17 protein-coding genes are annotated in these 22,139 nt (G+C 66.0%); 3 read left to right on the top strand and 14 right to left on the bottom strand.

Annotated elements, in window-relative coordinates; genetic code table 11:
* Positions 1 to 27: 27 nt before the first annotated feature.
* Positions 28 to 1,128, bottom strand: coding sequence for a tricarballylate utilization 4Fe-4S protein TcuB (gene tcuB / locus CVM73_RS08435; RefSeq protein WP_100231540.1), 1,101 nt, complete (start codon positions 1,126 to 1,128; stop codon positions 28 to 30).
* On the bottom strand, positions 1,115 to 2,506 hold the full coding sequence (gene tcuA / locus CVM73_RS08430) for an FAD-dependent tricarballylate dehydrogenase TcuA (protein WP_100231539.1): 1,392 nt from the start codon (positions 2,504 to 2,506) through the stop codon (positions 1,115 to 1,117). The genes tcuB and tcuA overlap by 14 nt, the downstream gene beginning before the upstream one ends.
* Before the next feature lie 150 nt (positions 2,507 to 2,656).
* On the opposite strand from tcuA, the gene CVM73_RS08425 reads away from it, so the two are divergent.
* Positions 2,657 to 3,340 (top strand): GntR family transcriptional regulator, encoded by a 684-nt coding sequence (locus CVM73_RS08425; protein WP_100231538.1) that lies wholly within the window; start codon positions 2,657 to 2,659, stop codon positions 3,338 to 3,340.
* Positions 3,341 to 3,349: 9 nt separating this feature from the next.
* Here the strand turns inward: CVM73_RS08425 and ybaK are convergent, their stop codons facing one another.
* The 9 genes from ybaK to mobB form a co-directional block, all read right to left on the bottom strand.
* Positions 3,350 to 3,823, bottom strand: a complete 474-nt coding sequence (gene ybaK / locus CVM73_RS08420; RefSeq protein ID WP_100231537.1) for a Cys-tRNA(Pro) deacylase — start codon at positions 3,821 to 3,823, stop codon at positions 3,350 to 3,352.
* A gap of 229 nt (positions 3,824 to 4,052) precedes the next feature.
* Positions 4,053 to 6,818: a formate dehydrogenase subunit alpha gene (fdhF, locus tag CVM73_RS08415; RefSeq protein ID WP_100231536.1), complete on the bottom strand. Its 2,766-nt coding sequence runs from the start codon at positions 6,816 to 6,818 to the stop codon at positions 4,053 to 4,055.
* Entirely contained in the window at positions 6,815 to 8,518 is a 1,704-nt protein-coding gene (locus CVM73_RS08410; RefSeq protein ID WP_100231535.1) for an NADH-ubiquinone oxidoreductase-F iron-sulfur binding region domain-containing protein, read from the bottom strand. Before CVM73_RS08410 ends, fdhF begins: the two co-directional genes overlap by 4 nt.
* A 310-nt stretch (positions 8,519 to 8,828) precedes the next feature.
* Positions 8,829 to 10,481, bottom strand: a complete 1,653-nt coding sequence (locus tag CVM73_RS08405; RefSeq protein WP_100231534.1) for an OFA family MFS transporter — start codon at positions 10,479 to 10,481, stop codon at positions 8,829 to 8,831.
* A 341-nt stretch (positions 10,482 to 10,822) separates the two neighbouring features.
* Positions 10,823 to 12,847 (bottom strand): sensor histidine kinase, encoded by a 2,025-nt coding sequence (locus CVM73_RS08400; RefSeq protein WP_100231533.1) that lies wholly within the window; start codon positions 12,845 to 12,847, stop codon positions 10,823 to 10,825.
* On the bottom strand, positions 12,840 to 14,273 hold the full coding sequence (locus CVM73_RS08395) for a sigma-54-dependent transcriptional regulator (RefSeq protein WP_100231532.1): 1,434 nt from the start codon (positions 14,271 to 14,273) through the stop codon (positions 12,840 to 12,842). The genes CVM73_RS08400 and CVM73_RS08395 overlap by 8 nt, the downstream gene beginning before the upstream one ends.
* Positions 14,274 to 14,414: 141 nt before the next feature.
* The gene (locus tag CVM73_RS08390; protein ID WP_100231531.1) at positions 14,415 to 14,648 is read right to left on the bottom strand and encodes a sulfurtransferase TusA family protein; all 234 of its coding nucleotides are present in this window, start codon (positions 14,646 to 14,648) and stop codon (positions 14,415 to 14,417) included.
* 45 nt (positions 14,649 to 14,693) lie between these two features.
* Positions 14,694 to 15,950, bottom strand: coding sequence for a molybdopterin molybdotransferase MoeA (locus CVM73_RS08385; RefSeq protein ID WP_100231530.1), 1,257 nt, complete (start codon positions 15,948 to 15,950; stop codon positions 14,694 to 14,696).
* A 9-nt stretch (positions 15,951 to 15,959) separates the two neighbouring features.
* Entirely contained in the window at positions 15,960 to 16,487 is a 528-nt protein-coding gene (gene mobB, locus CVM73_RS08380) for a molybdopterin-guanine dinucleotide biosynthesis protein B (RefSeq protein WP_100231529.1), read from the bottom strand.
* Between the two features lie 107 nt (positions 16,488 to 16,594).
* On the opposite strand from mobB, the gene CVM73_RS08375 reads away from it, so the two are divergent.
* Both CVM73_RS08375 and mobA read left to right on the top strand, forming a co-directional pair.
* Positions 16,595 to 17,485 carry a formate dehydrogenase accessory sulfurtransferase FdhD gene (locus CVM73_RS08375; RefSeq protein WP_100231528.1) on the top strand — a complete coding sequence of 297 codons (891 nt, stop codon included), beginning with the start codon at positions 16,595 to 16,597 and terminating at the stop codon, positions 17,483 to 17,485.
* Positions 17,475 to 18,155 (top strand): molybdenum cofactor guanylyltransferase MobA, encoded by a 681-nt coding sequence (gene mobA / locus CVM73_RS08370; protein WP_208639180.1) that lies wholly within the window; start codon positions 17,475 to 17,477, stop codon positions 18,153 to 18,155. Before CVM73_RS08375 ends, mobA begins: the two co-directional genes overlap by 11 nt.
* Positions 18,156 to 18,174: 19 nt before the next feature.
* On the opposite strand, the gene CVM73_RS08365 is transcribed toward mobA, so the two are convergent.
* The 3 genes from CVM73_RS08365 to CVM73_RS08355 are packed head-to-tail and all read right to left on the bottom strand — an operon-like array spanning position 18,175 to position 22,126.
* Positions 18,175 to 20,124 carry a molybdopterin biosynthesis protein gene (locus CVM73_RS08365; RefSeq protein ID WP_167406716.1) on the bottom strand — a complete coding sequence of 650 codons (1,950 nt, stop codon included), beginning with the start codon at positions 20,122 to 20,124 and terminating at the stop codon, positions 18,175 to 18,177.
* 13 nt (positions 20,125 to 20,137) lie between these two features.
* Positions 20,138 to 21,244, bottom strand: a complete 1,107-nt coding sequence (locus tag CVM73_RS08360; RefSeq protein WP_100231526.1) for a molybdopterin-binding protein — start codon at positions 21,242 to 21,244, stop codon at positions 20,138 to 20,140.
* A gap of 54 nt (positions 21,245 to 21,298) precedes the next feature.
* Positions 21,299 to 22,126, bottom strand: a complete 828-nt coding sequence (locus CVM73_RS08355) for an ABC transporter substrate-binding protein (protein ID WP_100231525.1) — start codon at positions 22,124 to 22,126, stop codon at positions 21,299 to 21,301.
* Positions 22,127 to 22,139 lie beyond the last annotated feature (13 nt).

Genomic DNA, 22,139 nt, shown 5'->3' with positions numbered 1-22,139 from the left:
GGCGCCTCAATCAGGCGGAGTTCCCGGTCACGCCGCCGTCCGCCGCTCCTGCGCGTAACGCACCAGCGCGGCAAAGCGGTAGATGCCGTGCACGAACTTGCCGTAGGGCATGGTGATGAACAGCGCGAACACCGCGCCGAGATGCAGCGCCAGCAGCGGCCCCATCGCGCCAGTCTCACGTAGGAGCAAAAGAGCCATGCCCGTGACGCCGGTCAAGAACAGCATGGCGATGAAGCCGACGTCCATGCCGTAGCGGTTCTCGTCGAGCAGCGCCGGATCGCGTCGCATCCTGGCCGTGAACAGGCCGACCGGTCCGACGATCAGGCCGATGCCGCCGAGCGTGCCGAGCAGCACGGGCAAGTCCCACCACGGATACGGCGCCTCGCGCCCGAGCAGATAGTGATAGAGCGTCGCGACCGACGTCGCGGCGAAGCAGAGCAGGAAGCCGGAGAAGGTCAGGTGGTGATACAATTTGCGCCGGTCGGTCGGCTTGTCGTCCTCGTTGTAGCAGCCAACGCCGCCGCCATGGAGATAGCGCAGCTCGCCGGCATCGCGGATCGCCTGAAAGATCGAGCCGCCATCGGCACGATTGCCGATGGGCGCGCCGATGTCGCGCCAGAAGGCGCGCACGCTCATGACGAGGGCGAGGATCGCGTAGAGGAATGCGGCGCTGAACAGCGCGGCCATCGCATTGTGCGGCATCAGCCTGTAGAAGGCGCCCGGTCCTGTATGGACACCGAACAGCACGCCGCGGTCGTTCAAGGCGGCGAAGCCGAGGATGAAGGCGGCCATGCTGAGCGCGGCGATGATGCTGATGACGAGGCCATTGCGCGCGAAGGCGCCGGATAGCGCCTGCGGCCAGGCATAGGCCGCATAGGATTCCGCGCGCGCGACCGCCAGCGTCTTGGGGACGTTGACGTCGAACTCGTGCGGCGGCGAGAACTGGCAGTCGACGTAGCAGGCCCCGCAGCCATGGCAGAGATTGGCGAGATAGTTGAGGTCGCCGTCGGAGAAGGCGCGCCGCATCTCCATGGCGGGAAAGACCGCGCACAGACCCTCGCAGTAGCGGCAGGAATTGCAGACCGTCATCAGACGGTCGGCTTCGTCGAGAATTCTAGTTCCGTGCATGTTTCGCCGCTTCCCGTCCCGCGATCCGCCCGAACACGCTGCCGATGGTCATACCCATGCCGGCGGCATAACCCTTGCCGAGCACGTTGCCGGCCATGATCTCGCCGGCCGCGAACATGTTGGCAGACGGCTTGCCGCCCTTCATCAGCATCCGCGCCTCCTTGTTCACGCGCGTGCCGAGATAGGTGAAGGTGATGCCGGGCCGCACCGGATAGGCGAGATAAGGCGGCGTCTCGATCCTGCGCGCCCAGTGTGTCTTCGGCGGGGTGATACCGTCGGTGCGGCAGTCGTCGAGGACGGTGTGGTCAAAGGTGCCGGGCTGCACCGCTGCGTTGAACTCAGCGATGGTCTTTTCCAATGCGACCGGATCGAGCTCGAGCTTTCCAGCAAGCTCTGCGATCGTTCGCCCGGCGATCGGCGGGAACAGCGTCGGCATGAAGCTCGTGACCACGGTCGAGTCGAAGATGATGTAGGCGATCTGGTTGGGCTGCGCTGCGACCAGGCGGCCCCAGATCGCGTAGCGCTTCGGCCAGATGTCCTCGCCTTCATCGTAGAAGCGCTGCGCGTGCTTGTTGACGACGATACCGAACACGACCGAGTCATGGCGCGTGATGATGCCGCCGTCGAATTTCGGCGCGCGGGCGTCGATCGCAACCGCGTGGCACTGGGTGGGATCGCCGACCTCCTGCACGCCCTTGTCGAGCAGCATCTTCAGGATCGAGCCGCGGTTATAGGGCGTGCCGCGGATCAGGAAATTGTCGGCGGCTTCGCCCCAATATTGCTTGAGCCATTCGATGTTGGCCTCGAACCCGCCGGCCGCAGCGACCAGCGAGGTCGCGCGGATCTCGGTCTCGCCCCTGATCGGCCGCTTGAGGCGCGCGGCGAGGAACATGCCCTCCTCGATTACGAGGTCGGTGACCTCGGCGTCGTATTTGATGTCGACGCCGAGACGTTCGGCGGTCAGATACAGCGCGTTCAACATCGCGCGGCCGCCGCCGAGGAAGAAGGAATTGGTCCGGCCGAGGCTCAGCGTGCCACCGAGGGAGGGCTGCCAGCGCACGCCCTGCTCCACGATCCAGTTGAGGATGTCCTTAGACTCCCGGATCATGTGGCGCGCAAGCACCTCGTCGGTCTGCCCGCCGGTAACGCGCAGCAAGTCTTCCCAGAACTCGTCCTCGGTGTAGGGGCCGGTGAGGATTTCGGTCGCGGCGTCATGGGCACAGCGCATGTTGCGGGTGTGGCGGGTGTTCCCGCCGCGGTAGAATTTTGGCGCGCCTTCGAGCACGAGCACGGAGGCGCCGCCGCGGCGCGCCGCGATCGCCGCGCACAGCGCCGCGGTGCCGCCGCCGATCACCAGGACGTCGTATTTGCTGCTCATGCCGTCCGTCCGATGGCGCACGAGGTTGGAGACATTCTGCCTCGGCGGCCATGTCCGACCATGTCTGCCGTTGCGCACTTTTGTATACAAAGATATACATATGTGATGCAAGCGGCGTCTCTGCATGGGCAGGATGCGCATCGAGGGATAATGGCCAGGCGCCCGGCAAAGGCAGGTGGAACGATCGCGCGCGGCGGCGGCATTGCGCTCGGCGAAGCGGTGTTCCGTTCGCTCTGCGAGGCGCTCCAGGCCGGCAGCTACCGCGCCGGCGACCGGCTGCGCGAGGAGGAGGTTGCGCAGCGGCTGAAGGTGAGCCGCACGCCGGTACGCGAAGCGCTGGGCCGGCTCGCCGCGCGCGGCTTCGTCGAGCCCGCCGGCGGCCGCGGGCTGATCGTCCGCAATCTCGACATCTCAGAGGTGCTCGAGCTCTACGCCATGCGCGAGATCATGGAAGGCGCCGCCGCGCGCCTCGCCGCCGCGCACGCTTCAATGACGGAGATCGACGCGCTCAGGGATATCGAGCAGGCTTTTGCCGAGGCATCCGCGACCGATGCAGCCGAGATGGCGCGGCTCAATCGCGCCTTCCACGGCGCGATCTGCCGCGCCGCGCGCAACCGCTATCTCGACAACGCGTCGCGGGAATTGCAGGACTGGATCGCCCTGCTCGGTCCGACCACCTTCACGGTGACAGGCCGCCCTTCGACCAGCCATGGCGAGCATCAGGCCATCATCGACGCCATCGCCGCGCACGACGGCGACAAGGCCGAGCAGCTCGCGCGCGCGCATATCCGCGAAGCGCTGCGCTGCCGGCTCAAGCTGTTGCAGAAGCAATAGGCGAGACGCTCACGCCAGCACGTCGGCGACGAGCGCCTTCAGCACATCCCGCACATCGCCTGGCTTGAGCCGCACCTGCAAGCCGCGCTGGCCGCCATTGAGATAGACCAGCTCATGCGCGAGCGCGCTCTGCTCGATCACGGTGCCTACCTGCTTGCGCTGCCCGAACGGGCTGATGCCGCCGACCTTGTAGCCGGTGACGCGCTCGGCCTCGGGCGGCTTCATCATCTGCGCCGACTTGCCGCCGGCAGCAGCGGCGAGCTTCTTCATCGAGACTTCCTGGTCGGATGGCACGATCACGCAGACCGACTTGCCGTCCACCAGCGCCATCAGCGTCTTCAAGACCCGCGCCGGATCCTCACCGAGCGCGGCGGCGGCCTGGAGGCCGATGCTGGCGGCGTCAGGATCGTAGTCGTAGGTGTGGACGGTGAAGGCAACACCGGCGGCTTCAAGCGCGCGCGTGGCTGGGGTGGCTTTGGACATGGGTAATGTCTAGCACCGTCATTGCGAGGAGCGAAGCGGTGTGGGGAAGCCGTCACCACACATTCGCTGTCATCGCCCGGCTTGACCGGGCGATCCAGTATTCCAGAGGCCGGCGTTGAAGAGTTCGCTCTCATCGCATTCGCCGCGGGGTACTGGATGCCCCGGTCAAGCCGGGGCATGACAGCGAATTTCGCGGCAAGCCTCGTGCGCGATGACGACGAGGTGGCCCCTACTCCGCCGCGTCCCGCATCTCGGCGCGTTCGGCCCTTGCCGCGCAGAACTTGAATTCCGGAATCTTGCCGAATGGGTCGAGCGCCGGGTTGGTGAGCAGGTTCGCCGCCGCTTCCGCGTAGCAGAACGGCATGAACACCATGTTCTCCGGCACGTCGCGGTCGGAGCGGACCTTGACCTCGACGGCGCCGCGGCGGGTCTCCAGGCGGATGAAATCGCCCGGCGCGAGGTTCTTCCTGCGCATGTCCTTCGGCGACATGAACGCGACCGCCTCCGGCTCGATCTGGTCGAGCACCTGGGCGCGGCGCGTCATCGAGCCGGTGTGCCAGTGCTCCAGCACACGGCCGGTGGAGAGCACCATCGGATATTCGTCGTCGGGAATCTCGTCCGGCGGGATGACCTTTGCCGGCACGATCTTGCCGCGACCGCTCGCGGTCGGGAAGCCGGTCGTGAAGATGATCTCGTTGCCGGGCTTGTCCGGAGCGTCGACGGGATAGGTCACCGCGCCTTCGCGCAGCAGCCGCTCCCAGGTGATGTTCTTCAGCGACGGCATCAGCTCTGCCATCTCGGTGAAGACGTCGCCGGGGCCGGAGTAATTCCAGGGCAGGCCCATGCGCTTGCCGATCTCCTGGATGATCCAGAGATCCTGCCGCGCGTCCCCTGGCGGCTTGATCACCTGGCGCGCGAGCTGCACGCGGCGATCGGTGTTGGTGAAGGAGCCTTCCTTCTCCGCGAAGGCCGAGGCCGGCAGGATAACGTCGGCGTGGAAGGCGGTCTCGGTGACGAAGAGATCCTGCACCACCAGATGATCGAGCATGGCGAGCGCGTGGCGCGCATGCTGGAGATCGGGATCGGACATCGCGGGATTCTCGCCCTCGATATACATGCCCTTGATCTCGCCGGCATGGATCGCATTCATGATCTCGACCACGGTCAGGCCGCGGACGGGATCGAGATCCTGGCCCCAGAGCTTCTCGAAAGCGCCGCGCAGGTCGTCGCGGCCGACCGGCTGGTAGTCCGGCAGGAACATCGGGATCAGGCCGGCATCGGAGGCGCCCTGCACGTTGTTCTGGCCGCGCAGCGGATGCAGGCCGGTGCCGGGGCGGCCGACCTGGCCGGTGATCAGCGCGAGCGCGATCAGGCAGCGCGCATTGTCGGTTCCGTGGACGTGCTGGCTGATGCCCATGCCCCAGAAGATGATCGAGGATTTTGCCCGCGCATAGGTGCGCGCCACCTCGCGCAGCGTCTGCGCCGGGATGCCGCAGATCGGCTCCATCTTCTCCGGCGTGAAGTCCTTGATCTTCTCCTTGAGGTCCTCGAACCCCTCGGTGTAGCCGGCGATGTACTGGTCGTCGGTCAGGCCCTCGGTGATGATCGTGTTGATCATCGCGTTCAGCATGGCGACGTCGGAGCCGGGTTTGAACTGCAGATGCTTGGTCGCATGACGCGACAGCGACTGCCGGCGCGGGTCCATCACGAACAGTTTTGCGCCATTCTTCGCCGCGTTCTTGATATAGGTTGCCGCCACCGGGTGGTTCACGGTCGGGTTGGCGCCAATGACCCAGATGACCTCGGCATCCATGGCAGCCGCGAATGGCGCCGACACTGCACCCGAGCTGAGACCTTCGAACAGCGCCGCGACTGAAGACGCGTGGCACAGGCGGGTGCAATGGTCGACATTGTTCGAGCCGAAACCGGTGCGCACCAGCTTCTGGAACAGATAGGCCTCTTCGTTCGAGCCCTTGGCCGAGCCGAAGCCGGCCAATGCCTTCACGCCCTTCTCGTCGCGGATCTTGACGAGGCCCTTGGCGGCGATATCGAGCGCCTCTTCCCAGCTCGCCTCGCGGAAATGTGTGAACGGATTGGCGGGATCGACCTGATCGTTGGCATCCTTCTTCGCGTTCGGCAGCCGCACCAGCGGCTTTGTGAGGCGATGCGGATGGTGGATGTAGTCGAAGCCGAAGCGGCCCTTCACACAAAGACGATTATGATTGGCGGGGCCGTCACGGCCCTCCGCATAGATCACCTTCTCGTCCTTGACCTCGTAGGTCACCTGGCAGCCGACGCCGCAGAACGGGCAGAGCGAGTCGACCTTCTTGTCGGCATAGGTGACGCGGGTCTGCTTGTCGTCGAGCATCACGGCCGGCATCAAGGCGCCGGTCGGGCAGGCCTGCACGCATTCGCCGCAGGCAACGCAGGTGGACTCGCCCATGGGATCGTCGAAGTCGAACACGATCTTGGCGCCGGCATTGCGATAGGCCATGCCGATGACGTCGTTGACCTGAACCTCGCGGCAGGCGCGCACGCAGAGGCCGCACTGGATGCAGGCATCGAGATTGACGCGCATCGCCGGATGGCTGGCGTCGGTCGCCCAGCGCTCCGCGGCGGGGAAGCGGCTCTCGGTCACGCCTGTCGCCTCGGCCCAGTGCCAGAACTTCGAATCCGGATCGTGCGAGGTCTCGCGCGCCGGCTGATCGGCGACGAGCAGCTCCATCACCATTTTTTGCGCCGACACCGCACGCGCGGATTCCGTCTTCACCTTCATGCCGACCGAGGGCGTGCGCTTGCAGGACGCCGCCAGCACGCGCTCACCCTCGATCTCGACCATGCAGGCGCGGCAATTGCCGTCGGGGCGATAGTCCGGCGCCGGCGAATAGCACAGGTGCGGGATGTCGCGGCCTTGGCGTTTTGCGACCTGCCAGATCGTTTCGCCGGGCCTGGCTTCGACCTGCTTGCCGTCGAGCTCGAACGTAATCTTCGTCATTCCGCCGCTTCCTTGAACTCGTCAGGGAAATATTTGATCACGGAGGACAGCGGATTCGATGCCGCCTGTCCGAGCCCGCAGATCGAGGCATCGCGCATCGCCTGGCTCAATTCTTCCAGCAAGGCCCGGTTCCAGACCGGCCTCTGCATCAGCAGCGCCGCCTTCTGGGTTCCGACGCGGCACGGCGTGCACTGGCCGCAGCTCTCGTCCTCGAAGAACTTCATCAGGTTCAATGCAGCTGCGCGCACGCTGTCCTTCTGCGACAGGATCACGATCGCGGCCGAGCCGATGAAGCAGCCGTATTTCTCCAGCGTGCCGAAATCGAGCGGGATGTCGTCCATCGACGCCGGCAGGATGCCGCCGGAGGCGCCGCCCGGCAGATAGGCGTAGAACTGATGACCGTCAGCCATGCCGCCGCAATATTCGTCGATCAATTCGCGCACGGTGATGCCTGATGGCGCGAGCTTCATGCCGGGGTTCTTCACGCGGCCCGAGACCGAGAAGCTGCGGAGGCCGTGCCGCTCGTGGCGGCCATGGCCCTTCCACCAGTCGGCGCCCTTCTCGACGATGTCGCGCACCCACCACAGCGTCTCAATGTTGTTGATCAGCGTCGGTAGGCCGAACAGGCCGACCTGGAACGGATACGGCGGCTTGTGCCGGGGCAGGCCGCGCTTGCCCTCGATGCTTTCCAGCAGCGAGGATTCCTCGCCGCAGATGTAAGCGCCGGCGCCGCGGCGCATGTGCAGCGTCGGGCCGCCCGGCGGGAGCTTTGCGATCTCGCGCTCCAGGATCTGACGCGAGGCCGGATATTCGTCGCGCAGATAGATGTAGACGTCGGAGGCCTGCACCACATGGGCGCCGATCAGCATGCCCTCGATGAAGCGGTGCGGATCGGTTTCGAGGTAATAGCGGTCCTTGAACGTGCCTGGCTCGCCCTCATCGCCATTGATCGCCATCAGCCGCGGCCCGGGCTCGCCAAGCACCGCGCGCCATTTGCGTCCGGTCGGGAAGCCGGCGCCGCCGAGGCCGCGCAGGGAGGCATCGTCGAGTGCCTTCAGGAGATCGTCCTTCGACAGCTCGCCCGAGCGGACGCGGCCCAGCAGCTTGTAGCCGCCGCCGGCAACATAGGCCTCGTAGTCGACATATTTCGGCAGATGCGCGTGAGTGTCGCCGGCCTTCGCGGCTGCCATCACATTCGCGACAGTCGCATGATCGACGAAGTTGTGACCGACTTCGGCGGCAGGCGCGGTATCGCAGCGCCCGACGCAGGGCGCGCGCACGACGCGGATGCCGGGACCTGACGCGCTCTGCAGATCCTGGAGCAGCTTCTCGCCGCCAAGCATCGCGCAAGTCAGCGAGTCGCAGACGCGGATCGTCAGCGGCGCGATATCGGGCTCACCTTCCTTCACCACGTCGAAATGGGCGTAGAAGGTCGCGGTCTCGAACACCTCGGCGAAGGCGAGCTTCATCTCGTCGGCGAGCGCGGCCAGATGCGCAGCCGAGATCTGGTGGTACTTGTCCTGGATCAGGTGCAAATATTCGATCAACAGATCGCGCCGCCGCGGCCTATCGCCGAGCAACAGCTCGATCTCACGCGCGGCCGTGGGATCGACCTGCCGCCCCTTGGGGGTCGCCTTGGCGCGTCGGCGTCCCTCACCGGGATGCTCGAACGGGCGGACCTTGTGCACGTCGTGGCTCATCGATTCGTCTCGATCTCGTCTTCTAGAACGGCTCCAGTTCTAGCTTCTGGCATGCCAAATGCCAAGCAAATTATCGTGCTCGCGGAAGCAGTTAAGTGCAGCCCAAGAGCGGCCTAAAGGGCAACCCTGGATCGCTGCCCGGACACGGCCTTGCGTTTGTTCAACGCGCCAACTGATAGAACGAAGCCTGAATTGGTCTGGAGATCAATAAAGGCTTCTTATGCTGCGATAGCGAAATCGTATCGCGCTCCGGCTCCGAGGCTACGGCGGGAGCGCGCAAGGTGCGCTCCCGCTCGCGATGAATGTGCGATCAGAAGATCTTGACCGCGCTCTCCAGCGTCTTCCACACACCCCAGGCCAAGGGAACGCCGACGAAGGCCCAGAACAGCGCCGCCTTGGCGTCGAGCCCGCCAAAGCCGATGCCGTAGGAACCGTGCGGCCCCGCGGCTGCAGCGCTCGCGCTCGCCGCCTGCAGCTTGGCGACATCGGCGTCCTTCATGTGCCACTTCGAATCGACCGGCTTGATCAGGTAGTTGCAGATCAGGCCCGCGATCAGCATGGCGCACAGGATGTACATGGTGGTGTTGTAGAGTTGGTCGCGCGGCACGCCGGCCGCAAGCTGGAACTCGCGGATGTAGTTGACCACGACGGGGCCGATGATGCCCGCCGTCGACCATGCCGTCAGCAACCGGCCGTGGATGGCGCCGACGAACTGGGTGCCGAACATGTCGGCGAGATAGGCCGGCACGGTCGCGAAGCCGCCGCCATACATCGAGAGGATGATGCCGAAGCCGACCACGAACAGCAGCTTCGAGCCCATCGCCGCGAAGGTCGGCGCCAGCGCATAGAGCGCGATGCCGAGGACGAAGAACGTGTAGTAGGTGTTCTTGCGGCCCATGAGGTCCGACATCGAGGCCCAGAAGAAGCGGCCGCCGATGTTGAACAATGACAAGAGACCGGCGAAGCCCGCAGCGATGGCCGCGATCGCAGCTTTCTGTTCGACCGAAAGCTGGCTGAAGGTCAGCTCCGGATGCCCGATCAGCTTGCCTGCGAAGATCTCCTGCAGCATGGGCGAGGCCATGCCGATCACGCCGATACCCGCCGACACGTTCAAGCAGAGCACCCACCAGATCAGCCAGAATTGCGGTGTCTTGTGTGCGTTGTTGAGGTGCACATGCTGCTCGGTGATCATCGACTTCTTCTCACTCGGCGGCGTCCAGCCCTCGGGCTGCCAGCCGGCCGGCGTCACGCGATAGGCGAAGGCGCCGATCATCATGAAGACGAAATAGACCACCCCCATCGTGACGAAGGTCTCCCAGACACCGACGGAGGTGGGCGTCTTGAAGTAGTTGATCAGGAGATTGGCCAGGGGCGCTCCGATCATGGCGCCGCCGCCAAATCCCATGATGGCCATGCCGGTCGCCATGCCGCGGCGGTCCGGAAACCATTTGATCAAGGTCGACACCGGGGAAATGTAGCCGAGCCCAAGTCCGACGCCGCCGATCACGCCGCAACCAAGCCACATGATCCAGAGCTGGTGGACGTAGACGCCGAAGGCACCGATCAGAAGCCCGCCGCCCCAGCAGCAGGCGGCGACGACGCCCGCCTTGCGCGGACCGGCGCGCTCGAGCCAGCCGCCCCAGATCGCGGCGGAGACACCGAGCAGGACAAAGAACAGCGTGTACATCCACCCGAGGCTGGCGACCTTCCAGTCGCAGCTCGTCGTGAACAGTTCCTGCCACAGCGACATGTCCGGGCAGGCCTTCGGCGCGCTCAGACCGATCGCGCGCGACAGCGGCAGCCAGAACACCGAGAAGCCGTAGGCCATGCCGATGCACAGATGGATGCACAGCGCTGCCGGCGGCACCAGCCAGCGATTGAAGCCGGCCGTCGCGACCGTGCGTTCACGATCGAGGAAGCCGGAAGCACCAACCGGTGCAAGAACGGTATCGGCAGTCGTCATAAGCATTCCCTCCCAAGCGCGGCCTTGCCGGCACATCGGTTTGAGACCGGTCGTGCGTGCCTGGCGGCCGCACATGACAGGTCGGACTTCATGCCGAAGCGGAATCGTCTGGTGCGCATCGCGTCATGTGCGCCGAGCAAGCAGCTGATCGCGAGTGACGTTCCTTCGCCTCGCAAGCAGCGTTGCCGTGACGGCTATCGCGCCCTCATCCCCCTCAACACCCTGTCGTGAGATGAGCAACCCACGTGCCAGAAGCCGCATCGTGACGATTCAACGACTTCCCGCAACGCAATATATTGCAGAGGACAGAATGTCCTGAATCCCTCGGACAAAATGTCCAATCAGGTCGCTTCCGGCAGCCACACCGTGAATGTACTCCCGGAACCGACGCGGCTTTCGGCCGTGATCTGCCCGCCCTGGCGCTTGATCAGCGTCTGGCTGATGGAGAGGCCTAGCCCCGTGCCTTGCCGCCGCTTCGTGGTGTAGAAGGGGTCGAATATCTTTTCGATCACCTCAGTGCTCATGCCGATGCCGGTATCAGTGACCTCGATGGCGACGCCTTGATGCCCGTCGCGCTCGGCATCGAAGGAGCGGAGCGTCAGGGTTCCACCTTCCGGCATGGCGTGGATCGCGTTGACGATGAGATTGACCAGGACCTGCTGCAGCTCGTTGCGGTTCATCAGCACGAGCCGGTTGGCGCGGTCATCCCTGACCACGGCGATCTCGGTCTTGTTCAGAAGATGCTGCACCAGCGGCAGACAGTCGGAGATGACGATTGCCGGCGCATGGCGCTCGACATAGCCGGCATATTCCTCCGGCCTTGCAAACTGCAACAGCTTGGTCACGATCTGGCTGATGCGGTGAATCTGCTCGTCGAGCAGGCGAAACTCGACCTTCACCTTGTCGGCATCGGCCCCGAACACGCTGCGGATGACGTCGAGATTGCCCTGCATCACGGCGATCGGATTGTTGATCTCGTGGGCAACGCCGGCGGTGATCTCGCCGATCGCAGCCAGCTTCTCGGACATGATGAGCTGCTTGGTGGTCGCCTCGAGCTTGAGATTGGCGTGCTCGAGGTCCCGGGTGCGCTCGCGCACGCGGACGTTCAGTTCCTCATTCCATTCCCGGAGCTGCCGGTCGCGTTCCTGGATCTGGTCGAGCAGGCTGTCGAGATGAACCGCGACACGGCCGATCTCGTCGCCCAGCACCGGCATCTTGGTGCGGGCGGAGAGGTTCCCGCGCTCCACCTCGGTGATCGTCGCCGTGACGCGCTCCAGCGGCATGAAGATGGAGCTCGCCCAGCGCAGGAAGATCGGCACGGTCGCGGCGGTGATGGCGATGAACGCGGCGATGATGATCACCAATGTCTGGTATTTGGCGTCGCTGAACGGCTTCTCCAGAAAGCCGACATAGAGCATGCCGACCCGCTTGCCATAGCTGTCGACCAGCGGCTCGTAGGCGGAGATGTACCAGTCGTTGACCACGAAAGCGCTGTCGAGCCAGGTGCGTCCCTCGCCCAGCACGGCCGAGCGCACCGCCGCCGACACCCGCGTGCCGAGCGCGCGCCGCCCCTCGAACAGACGGACGTTGGTGGATATCCGTACGTCGTCCAGGAAGAGCGTCGCGGTGCCCTGGCTGCCCTCCGGCAGGCTCGCCGCGCGATAAACGAGATCGTTGATCGTGTCGATGAATTCGAGATTCTGGTTGAGCAGGGTGCCGCCGACCAGCGCCGCGGCGCCACCGTCAGGCAGCATCGCCCGGCTCGCCGCATGCACGACCATGCCGCGCGTTTCCGTGCTGCGGTCGGTCGGCACCGCGTTCGGGGTCGGCACGAGGTCCAATCGCGCGCGCTCTGCCAGGGCCGGCGAGATCGCGGCGAGCTCGTCATTGCCGAAAATGTCGACGCCGGTCGCAGGGACCTCGCCCGACAGCGCCGACTTGATGATCGGCCAGTCACTTCTCGGTCGACGCTGCAACGGCGGCGACGAGGCCAGGACATCGCCGCGACCGTTGGTCAGATACAGGAAATCGAGACCGATTTCCTTGCGGGTCTCGTCGAGCAGATCCTGCAGGGAGCCGCGGGCATCCGGCGCCAGCACCTCGTGGAAGCGGGCCGACAGGCTGAGCGCCCGGAGCTGGACGCCGGTCTTCTCCAGGATACGGGCGAGATATTGGTGGGCGATGGTGAGATCGCCGTTCACCTTGGAGATCAGGGTCGCGTCGAATTTCGCGTTCCAGCGATAGATCGCAACGCCGAGCAGGAGCGGCAGGATGACCAGCATCGGCAGCAGCGCGATCGCGAGCAGCCGGAAGCGGACGGAGCGTCCCCGCACGGGCTCGCCGCTACGGCCGGCAGCATCAGACATCCCACAACGCGCATTTGCGGTCGATGGTCTTGCGCGAGATACCGAGGCGCCGCGCCGCCTCCTCGCGATTGCCATTGACCTCCTTCAGCACGCCGAGAATGTGACGGCGCTCGAGCTCAGCGAGACTGTCGGCGGGCGCCGACTGACCGTTGGTGCGGGGACCGGCGAAATCGTCGGGGAAGGCGCCGAGGATCAGCGTGCGCTCGATCAAATTGCGCAGCTCGCGCACATTGCCCGGCCAGTCGTAGCTTGCGAGCGCCGCCCGCACCGAGGCGTCGATCGGCACCGGCGGCATGCCGAGCTGAACCGACAGCTTGCTCATGAAGATGGCGGCAAGCTCCTGCACGTCATCGCCGCGATCCTTCAGGAGCGGCAGGCGGATCTGCATGACGTTGAGCCGGTAGAACAGATCGGCTCGGAAACGGCCCTTCTCGACCTCCTTCTGAAGCTCGGCATTGGTCGCGAAGATGAAGCGCAGGTCGACCGGAACTTCACGCTCGGAGCCTACGGGTCGGACGCGGCGGTCTTCGAGCACGCGGAGCAGCTTGCTCTGCATCGGCAGCGGCAGCTCCCCGATCTCGTCGAGGAACAGCGTGCCGCCATGCGCATACAGGAACAAGCCCTCGCGCCCGGAATCGGCGCCGGTGAAGGCGCCCTTGATGTGTCCGAACAGCTCGGCCTCGATCATCTCGGGCGGGATCGCCGCGCAGTTCACGGGAACGAAGGGCTTGTCGGCGCGATCGGACAGCGAGTGGATCGAGCGCGCGGCCACTTCCTTGCCGGTGCCGGATTCGCCGGTGAGGAGAACCGAGGTCGGCAGGCGCGCGACGCGTGCAATGGTCTCACGTACGCGCAGCGTTGCTGCCGATTGTCCGATCAGATTGTCGCGCAGGAAGGTGCGGTCGGACGAGGCACGCAACGCATAGCGCAGGACATAATTCTCGCGCTGGAGGCGGACACGGTCGAGGCATCGTGCCACCGCGTTGAGGATCTGGTTGGAGCGGAACGGCTTGAGCACGAAATCGGCCGCACCGGCGCGCAAGGCCTGGATCGCAGTGTCGAGGTCGGCATAGGCGGTGATCAGGATGGCGTCGGCGAAAAAGCCGACGGCGCGCTGCTCGGCGAGCCAATCGACGCCATTCTTGCCCGGCATGATGTTATCGAGAATGACGACGTCGTAGCGGTTGGAATCGAGCTTGCGCGAGGCCTGGTCGGTATCGGCCGCCTCGTCCACCAGCTTGCAGCGCGGCGCAAGCGTGCGCACCAGGAAATTGCGCATGCCCGGCTCGTCGTCGACGATCAGGATGGAGGCCTGCGCCAGCGCGCTGAACTCCGGCCCTGCAGCCGTCTTGCCGAGCTTGACGGCAGGCTCGCGGCCCACCGGGGGACTTGCGGCTGCGCCTGTCCTCGATGTTGAGAAAGTCATGCCCGATGTCTAGGTTTGAAGGTCTTAGGTTCGAGATCAGCCACGGCGATAGCCGGCGCCTTTCGCACTGCAGCGAAGCTTCGGCCGTTTCCCCCGCGGGCACAGCATAGTCAAACGTCGCCGCCGTGAACATTCGCCTTTCTACGGGGCGTCGCCCTTTTCGACCAGGAACACGATGCGCGCCTCGTTGCGCTCCGTGATCTCGACCTTGTCGCCGGTCTCGCGAATCAGGTTCGGAATGTCAATCACCGACAAGGGATCGGTGCAGTGAACCTCGAGCTGATCACCCGGCTGCAAAGGCTTGAGCGCCTTGCGCGTCTTGAGGGCGGGCAGTGGGCATTTCAGTCCGGTGAGATCGAGCGTCGTTCTGGTCATGGCCGCAACATGGCGGGACGAAGCGATGGCGTCAACGGAACGCCTCTAGAGCAGATCGGCGTAGGACAGGAAGCCCACGTGCTGCCCCGGCTCGACATTCGTGATGTCCTCGCCGAGCTCGACGAGGCCGTCGGTCTCGACCAGCGAGGACAGCAGCCCGGCCCCTTCGCGCGGGAACTTGACCGCCTCCAGTGCGCCGTCCTCTCCGCGTCGCAAGGAGACGCGAACATATTCGCGCCGGCCTGCCTTCTTCTTGTAGGTGAAGGCTGCGCGCAGCGGGATGGGCGTCAGCGGCTCCGGCAGACTGCCGGCGAGCGCCAGCACCGTCGGCCGCACCACATGGACGAAGGTGACGAAACTCGCGACGGGATTGCCGGGCAATCCGATCAGCGGCACGCCGTCGATGATGCCCATCGCCACGGGACGGCCGGGTTTGATCGCCATCCGCCACAGCACCAGCGAGCCGATGCTCTCGACCGCCGCCTTGACGTGATCCTCCTCGCCGGTCGAGACGCCACCGGTGGTGAGGATCAGGTCATGGTGACCTGCAACCTGCTTCAGGCCGCTGGCAAGCGAGGTTCGCTCATCGCGCAGAATGCCGAGATCGCTGACCTCGCAGCCGAGCCGGCGCAGCATCGCCATCAGCATGAAGCGGTTGGAATCGAACAGCTGCGAGGCGGTGCGCGGCTCGCCCGGAGATGCCAGCTCGTCGCCGGTCGAGAACACCGCGACACGGATGCGCCTGACGACGTCGAGCCTCGTCAGGCCGAACGCGGCGGCAAGGGCGACATGCTGCGGCCGCAAGCGCTGGCCGCCGCGGAGCGCGACCTGACCTTGCGGAATGTCCTCGCCTGCGGGACGGACATTGGCGCCGGGCTTCAGGCCCGGCGGCAACACGATCCTGCCGGACTCATCGATGCGGACGTCCTCCTGCATGAAGACGGTCTCCGCATCCGGCGGCATCGGCGCGCCGGTGAAGATGCGCGCGGTGTGACCGGGCTTGATTGGCGCTTGCGCAAGGCCGCCGGCCTGGATGCGACCATCGAGCGGGAACGCCTGCTCTGCGCTTGCCGGAAGGTCGGCGTTGCGCACGGCGTAACCATCGACCGCGGAGTTGGTGAACGGCGGCAGCGGCAAAGGTGCGGCCACATCGCGCGCGAGCACGCGCCCGTCGGCATCGACGAGCGCCACGGTCTCGAGGTCGGTAATCGCGTTGACGCGCGTCGTGATGAGGCCAACGGCTTCGTCGACCGACATCATCGGGCCGCCGAAGGCAAAGCAATCGTCCGACAGTTGCGCCATGGTGCCTCGTCAGCGTGTCGCGGTGCTTCTTGCCACCACTTCCTCGACCGGCATCGCCGCACGCAGCAGCAACGCGGCTACGGCGGGGATATCATCGAGATGGACGGTCGGCAGCCGAGTTTCAACCGCGGTGTCGCTCGCAATCCCGGCAATCCCGGGATCGTCCGGAAACAGCAGCGGTTTGCCGTTGGCGGCGCGATGCACCTCGATCTTGCGATGCGGCTCGCGCTTGTATCCCTCGACCACGACGAGATCGACCGCGGAGAGCTTCTCGAGCAGCTCCGGCAGCCGCGGCTCCGCCGCCCCGCGCAATTCATGCATCAAGGCCCAGCGGTTGGACGAAGCGACCAGCACCTCAGCCGCGCCGGCCTCGCGATGGCGCCAGGAATCCTTGCCGGGCACGTCGACGTCAAACTGGTGATGCGCATGCTTAATCACGGAAACACGCAGGCCTTGCGCGTTGAAATGCGGGATCAGCCGCGTCAACAGCGTGGTCTTGCCCGCACCGCTCCAGCCTGCAAGGCCGATGACCTTCATCGTAACTCGATCTCCGCCAGCCCCACGACGCAACCGGAACCGCCTTCTCCATCGTCTTGAGCATGCTTATATCGGCTTGAGCGGAATGTCATGCTAACCTCGCGGCCATGATGAAGATCGACAAAGCCCCGGTGCCCCTGATCGTCCCCAATCCGGACGACCCGCGCCTGACCCAGAGTGTGGCCGGCACCGACCAGACCGGCGCCAGGGTCGAGATCAAGGTCCCGATGGAGCGGCCACTGACGCTCTACCTGAACGCCCAGGAGATCGTCACCATGATGACGATCGGCGACTACCCCGAATATCTGGCGCTCGGCTACCTGCTGAACCAGAACATGCTGAAATATAATGACGTGGTCACCGAGGTCGAATACGACGACGACCTCCAGGTGGTGGTGGTGCGCACCTCACATCACACCAATTTCGAGGCCAAGCTGAAGAAGCGCACGCAGACCTCGGGTTGCGCGCAGGGCACCGCCTTCGGCGATCTGTTAGAGGCCGTCGAGAGCGTCGCACTGCCCAAGGCCGAGCTGCGCACCTCCTGGCTCTACCAGATGACGCAGACCATCAACACCATGCCCTCGCTGTACCTGGAGGCCGGCGCAATTCATGGCTGCGTGCTGTGCAAGGAAGGTGCCCCGCTCTGCTACACCGAGGACGTCGGCCGCCACAACGCCGTCGACAAGATCGCAGGCTGGATGTACCGCCACGGCGTCGATCCCTCCGACAAGATCCTCTATACCACCGGACGGCTCACCTCGGAGATGGTGATCAAGACCGTCCGCATGGGCATTCCGATCCTGGTGTCGCGCTCCGGCTTCACCGCCTGGGGCGTCGACCTCGCAAGGCAGGTTGGACTGACGCTGGTGGGACGCACCCGCGGCAAGCGCTTCATCGCGCTCGCGGGCGAGGAGCGGATCGTCTACGACCAGAACCTCGCTTACGTCGAGGAGGAGTCAGCCAAGCACAAGCGCAAGGGCGAAGGTGGTGACGACTAGAATTTCGGCAACGCATGTTCCTTCGACTCTTGGCGTGCTGCTCGCCGGCGGGCTGGCACGGCGCATGGGCGGCGGCGACAAGCCGATGCGCACCATCGGCGGCCGCACCATTCTGGAGCGCGTGATCGCGCGCCTTTCGCCCCAGTGCAGCGGGCTGATCCTCAACGCGAACGGCGATCCCGCCCGCTTCGCCGGGTTCGGCCTGCAAGTCGTCGCAGACGACGTGCCCGGCTTCCCCGGCCCCCTCGCCGGCATCCTCGCGGCGCTCGACTGGACTGCGGCAAACCGGCCGGAGACCGAGTGGGTGCTCAGCGCCGCGGGCGACTGCCCGTTCCTGCCGCGCGATCTCGTCGCACGGCTGCATGACGCGCGCGCGCGTGAGAACGCGCAGCTCGCGGTCGCCGCATCTGGCGAACAGTCGCATCCGGTGATCGGTCTTTGGCGCGTCGCCTTGCGCGACGAGCTGCGTCACGCACTGGTCGTCGAGGATCTCCGCAAGATCGACCGCTGGACCGCGCGCTATCCGCTCGCAACGGTGACATGGCCGAACGAGCCGCTCGACCCGTTCTTCAATGCGAACACGGTCGAGGACATTGCCGAGGCCGAGCGGCTGGCGGCGCTGGATGAGCGTGCCGCTCAAGCCGCCAGCGGCACCGACCAAGCGTCGTAGCCATAGACCCAGCTCGCATCTACGCGGGCCGGAAGCCCGCTCGCTCCAGTGCCGCACGCGCAGCGTCCGAGCCGAGCGCATCGAGAAAGGCCCGCACGGCCGGCCGGTCTTTGCGCGCCGTCACCAGCGCGAAGTCGTAATGCTCTTCCGCCAGCGGAATGAAACCGAGGCCGACCGCATGGGCGACCGGCGCAATGGTCATGCCCCAGTCGGCGCGGTGCTGTGCCACGGCCGCCGCAACCGCATTGTGCGAACGCGGCTGGTTCCAGTAGCCTTCCGGGCGCGCACCGCCGAGCAGCCGGTCGATCAGGATACGCGTGCCGGCGCCCTGGTTGCGATTGACCATGATGCAGGTGGAGACGGCGAGCGCGGCCGCAACCGCATCCTTCGCGTTCAGGCCCACGAAGCGCGCGTCACCCTTGCGGAAGACAATGCCCTGCATCCGCCGCCAGCCGGGGACGAGCTCGAGCCCCTCGACGAGATAAGGCGTGTTGTAGGTCTCGCTCTTGTCGTCGAACAGGTGGATCGGCGCGAGATCGCATTCGCCGCGCTTGGCCGCTGCAAGGCCGCCGAGGCTGCCGACAGCGATCGAACGCACGGTCAGGCCGGCATGCGCGAGCTGCGCGGTGACGAGATCGAGGCCGGTGCAATGGCTGCCGACGATGACGAGATCGGGCACGCGTACATGCGGCGTGAACAGCGTCACGTCGGCTTCAGTCCCGGCCGGCATCTGATCGGCGAGTGCATCGATGCGCAGAAAACCATCGGCCTGCGCAAATGACGTGATCGCCCCAGACCCTTTGCCGGTGGGATAGGCGATGAGGCCCTCCCTGCCCTGCACCAGCGAGACCATGACGAATTCTGTGCGGCCGAGCTCGGAGGCGACGCGCACCGGCACGGTCGCGTTGACCTTGGCATCGGAGCGCGGCGGCAGTCCGGCCATCCTGCGCAGCACGGGCACGATCATGTCGTGGAAGGTGAACATGGCCGAGGTTGGAAATCCCGGTAGGATCACCACCGGCTTGCCGTCGCACACCGCAAGGCACAGCGGCTTGCCCGGCTTGAGCGCAACGCCATGCGCGATGATGCCTGGCTGACCGAGCCGGCCGATGATGCGATGGGAGAGATCGCCCGCGCCTTTCGAGGTGCCGCCCGACAGCACCAGCATGTCGGAGTCCGCAAGCGCGCGGCGCATGGCGGATTCGAGCTCAGCTTCATCGTCGGGAATGGCGCCGAGGAAGACGGCTTCGCCGCCATTCTCGTCGACCGCGGCCGCGACGATGGCGCCGTTGGTATCGTAGATTTCGGCAGGCCCGAGCGCCTCGCCGGGCTGAACCAGTTCGTCGCCGGTGGAGATCACGGCGACCCGCGGCCTGCGCGCGACGGTCACCTCGGCAATGCCGCAAGCCGCCAGCATGCCGATCTCGCGCGAGCCAATGATGGTGCCCGCGCGCAGCAGCGCCTCGCCGCGCGCCATGTCGGATCCGGCGTACGAGACGAATTGCCCCGGCGAGACGGCGCGACGGACATCGATCGCATCTTGGCCGGCCGGCTGGGTGTGCTCGACCATGACCACGGCATCGGCGCCGCGCGGCAGCGGACCGCCGGTGGCAATCGGCGTCGCGGTCCCGGCCGCCACCTGCAGCGTCGGCGCGGTGCCGCAATGAATGGTCTCGCCATTCAGCGCAAGGAGCACGGGCGCGCCCTCGCCGGCCGCCGCAAGGTCGGCGGAGCGCACGGCAAAATCGTCGACATTGGAGCGGTCGAACGGCGGCACGTCGATCGGCGCGGTGATATCGTCGGCGAGTGCCGTGCCGAGCGCAGCAGCGAGCTTGCGCGATTCTCTCCGAAGCGCGCGTGGGAACAAGGCCGCCTCGAAGCGCGCGAGGGCCTCCTCGCGCGAGAGGATCTTGAGGAACTGCTCCTGCTCGAGCGCGCTGCGGTCTGGTGATTTCGGGATCATCGTCATGCCAGGACCCATATCACTCCCGCATCAGATGGGCATCGACCGGCGTACCTGCCGCAAATCCCTCGTCACTAGCGGGAATGCGCAGCCATGCGTCCGCACGGGCGATTGCCTGAAGCGGCCATTCGCCCACGGCAAGCGGCATCCAGGCACGAGGTTCCTCGGCCAGCAAAGCGATCTCCGTGATGCCTACACTGGATGCGATTTTTCGCGCCAGCGGCAGGGACACTTTTGGGCGCGGCCGACGCGCCGACAAACGATCGACGAGCGGCAGCGCGAGCGCGAGCCACGCCGCAAGCGCATGATCGGGCGAGCCGGGCAAGGCGACGACGGGAACTTGCCCCAGCCGTCCGACCGCGGCGGTGCGCCCGGGCTGGAGCGCAAGGCCGTGCGCCATCACCTGGCCGCGCTGGGCCAGGGCCGTGACGGCGGCGTCCTGGCGGCCGACGCCGCTACCGCCGATGGACAGCAGAAGATCGCAGGAGGACGCATCGAGTGCATCGGCAATCGATGCTTCATCGCGTGCACGAGCTTGACGCGATTCCACGTCCAATCCCGCAGCGCGCGCGATCGCGGCGATCATATGCATCGTTGCCGTTGCGCCCGGCACGTTGACCATGCGCAGCCGGGGCCGCCGCACGCCGATCTTCTCCAGACCCGCAACGCGCGCCAGCAGCAGATCCGCCGCACCGATGGGACGGCCCGCGGCGCCGGCAGGCGTGCGTTCCGCGATGTCGCCGCCGGCGCGCCGGACGCCCTGCCCTGGCACGCCCTCCGCCAGCACCTGGGCAAGCGGCCCCGACATCTCCACCGCGTCGGCGTCGAGCACACAATCGCATCCCACCGGCATCGCGTCACCGGCCTCGACCCACGACGGTGCTTCTGTCAAGGGCAGCGGCGAGTAAGCGGACGCGCCGACGAGATCATTGGCGGGTAGCGCCCAACCGTCTGCGGCCGCGATGTCGCGCGAAGGATAGGCGGCAAGCGGCGGAGTGCCCGCCGCGATGCAGCCGATCGCGTCCGCCAGCGGCACCTCCACCGGCGCGACGGGATCGACGCCTCGCAGCAAAGCGGCGAGCGCGGTGTCGAGCGGCGTGAGCGAGGACGGCAGGCGCTGGGTCATGCGCCATGATGGATCATGCATCGTCCGGTTTGGCAACCGTCGGCGATGCCGGCCTCAGCCGCCCGACCTGTCCGAATTGGGGAAGAACAGCTGCTGCCCGTCGACCTTGTAGCCGGCGATCGCCGTCTGTCCCTCCGGCGACGTCAGCCAGTCGATGAAGGTCTGCGCGAGGTCCTTCTTCACGTTCGGGAACTTCGCAGGGTTCACCAGCATCACGCCATACTGGTTGAGCAGCCGTCGGTCGCCTTCGACGACGATGTCGAGATCGCCGCGATCCCTGAAGGCGATCCAGCTGCCGCGATCCGACAGCACATAGGCATTCGCGGCGCGCGCGGCCGCGAGCACCGAGGCCATGCGCGTCCCGGCCTCGCGATACCAGGCGCCCTTGGCGCCGGCGATGTCGATGCCGGCGACGATCCAAAGCGCGAGCTCCGCGGCGTGGGTGCCCGACCGATCGCCACGCGTCACGAACGGCGCGCCCTTGGCTTCGATCGCCTTCAGCGCCGTCGCGATGTCCTTGCCCTTCACGCCCGCGGGATCGCTCTTCGGCCCGATCAGCACATAGTCGTTGTACATCACGTCGTAGCGCTTCACGCCAAAGCCGTCGGCAACGAATTTCTCCTCCTGAGGCCGCGCGTGCATCAGCACGACGTCGACCTCGCCCCGTCGCGCCCCGTCGAGCACTTCGTCGGCGCGCCGCGCGATCACGGTTACGTCGATGCCGGTCTTGTCGCGGAAGAGCGGCAGCAAATAGTCGAGCAGGCCGGACTCCTGCGTCGCCGTCGTCGTAGCGAGGACCATGCCGCGGTCCTCCGCGGACGACGCCGCGACGCCCGCGACAAGGCCGCAGAGAAGCGCAAATGCAACGGACAGGCGGCCCATGATCGGGGTTCCC

Origin of the sequence: Bradyrhizobium forestalis (assembly GCF_002795245.1) — a bacterium.
Taxonomy (GTDB): domain Bacteria; phylum Pseudomonadota; class Alphaproteobacteria; order Rhizobiales; family Xanthobacteraceae; genus Bradyrhizobium; species Bradyrhizobium forestalis.
This window is presented reverse-complemented; position numbering and strand designations above follow the sequence as displayed.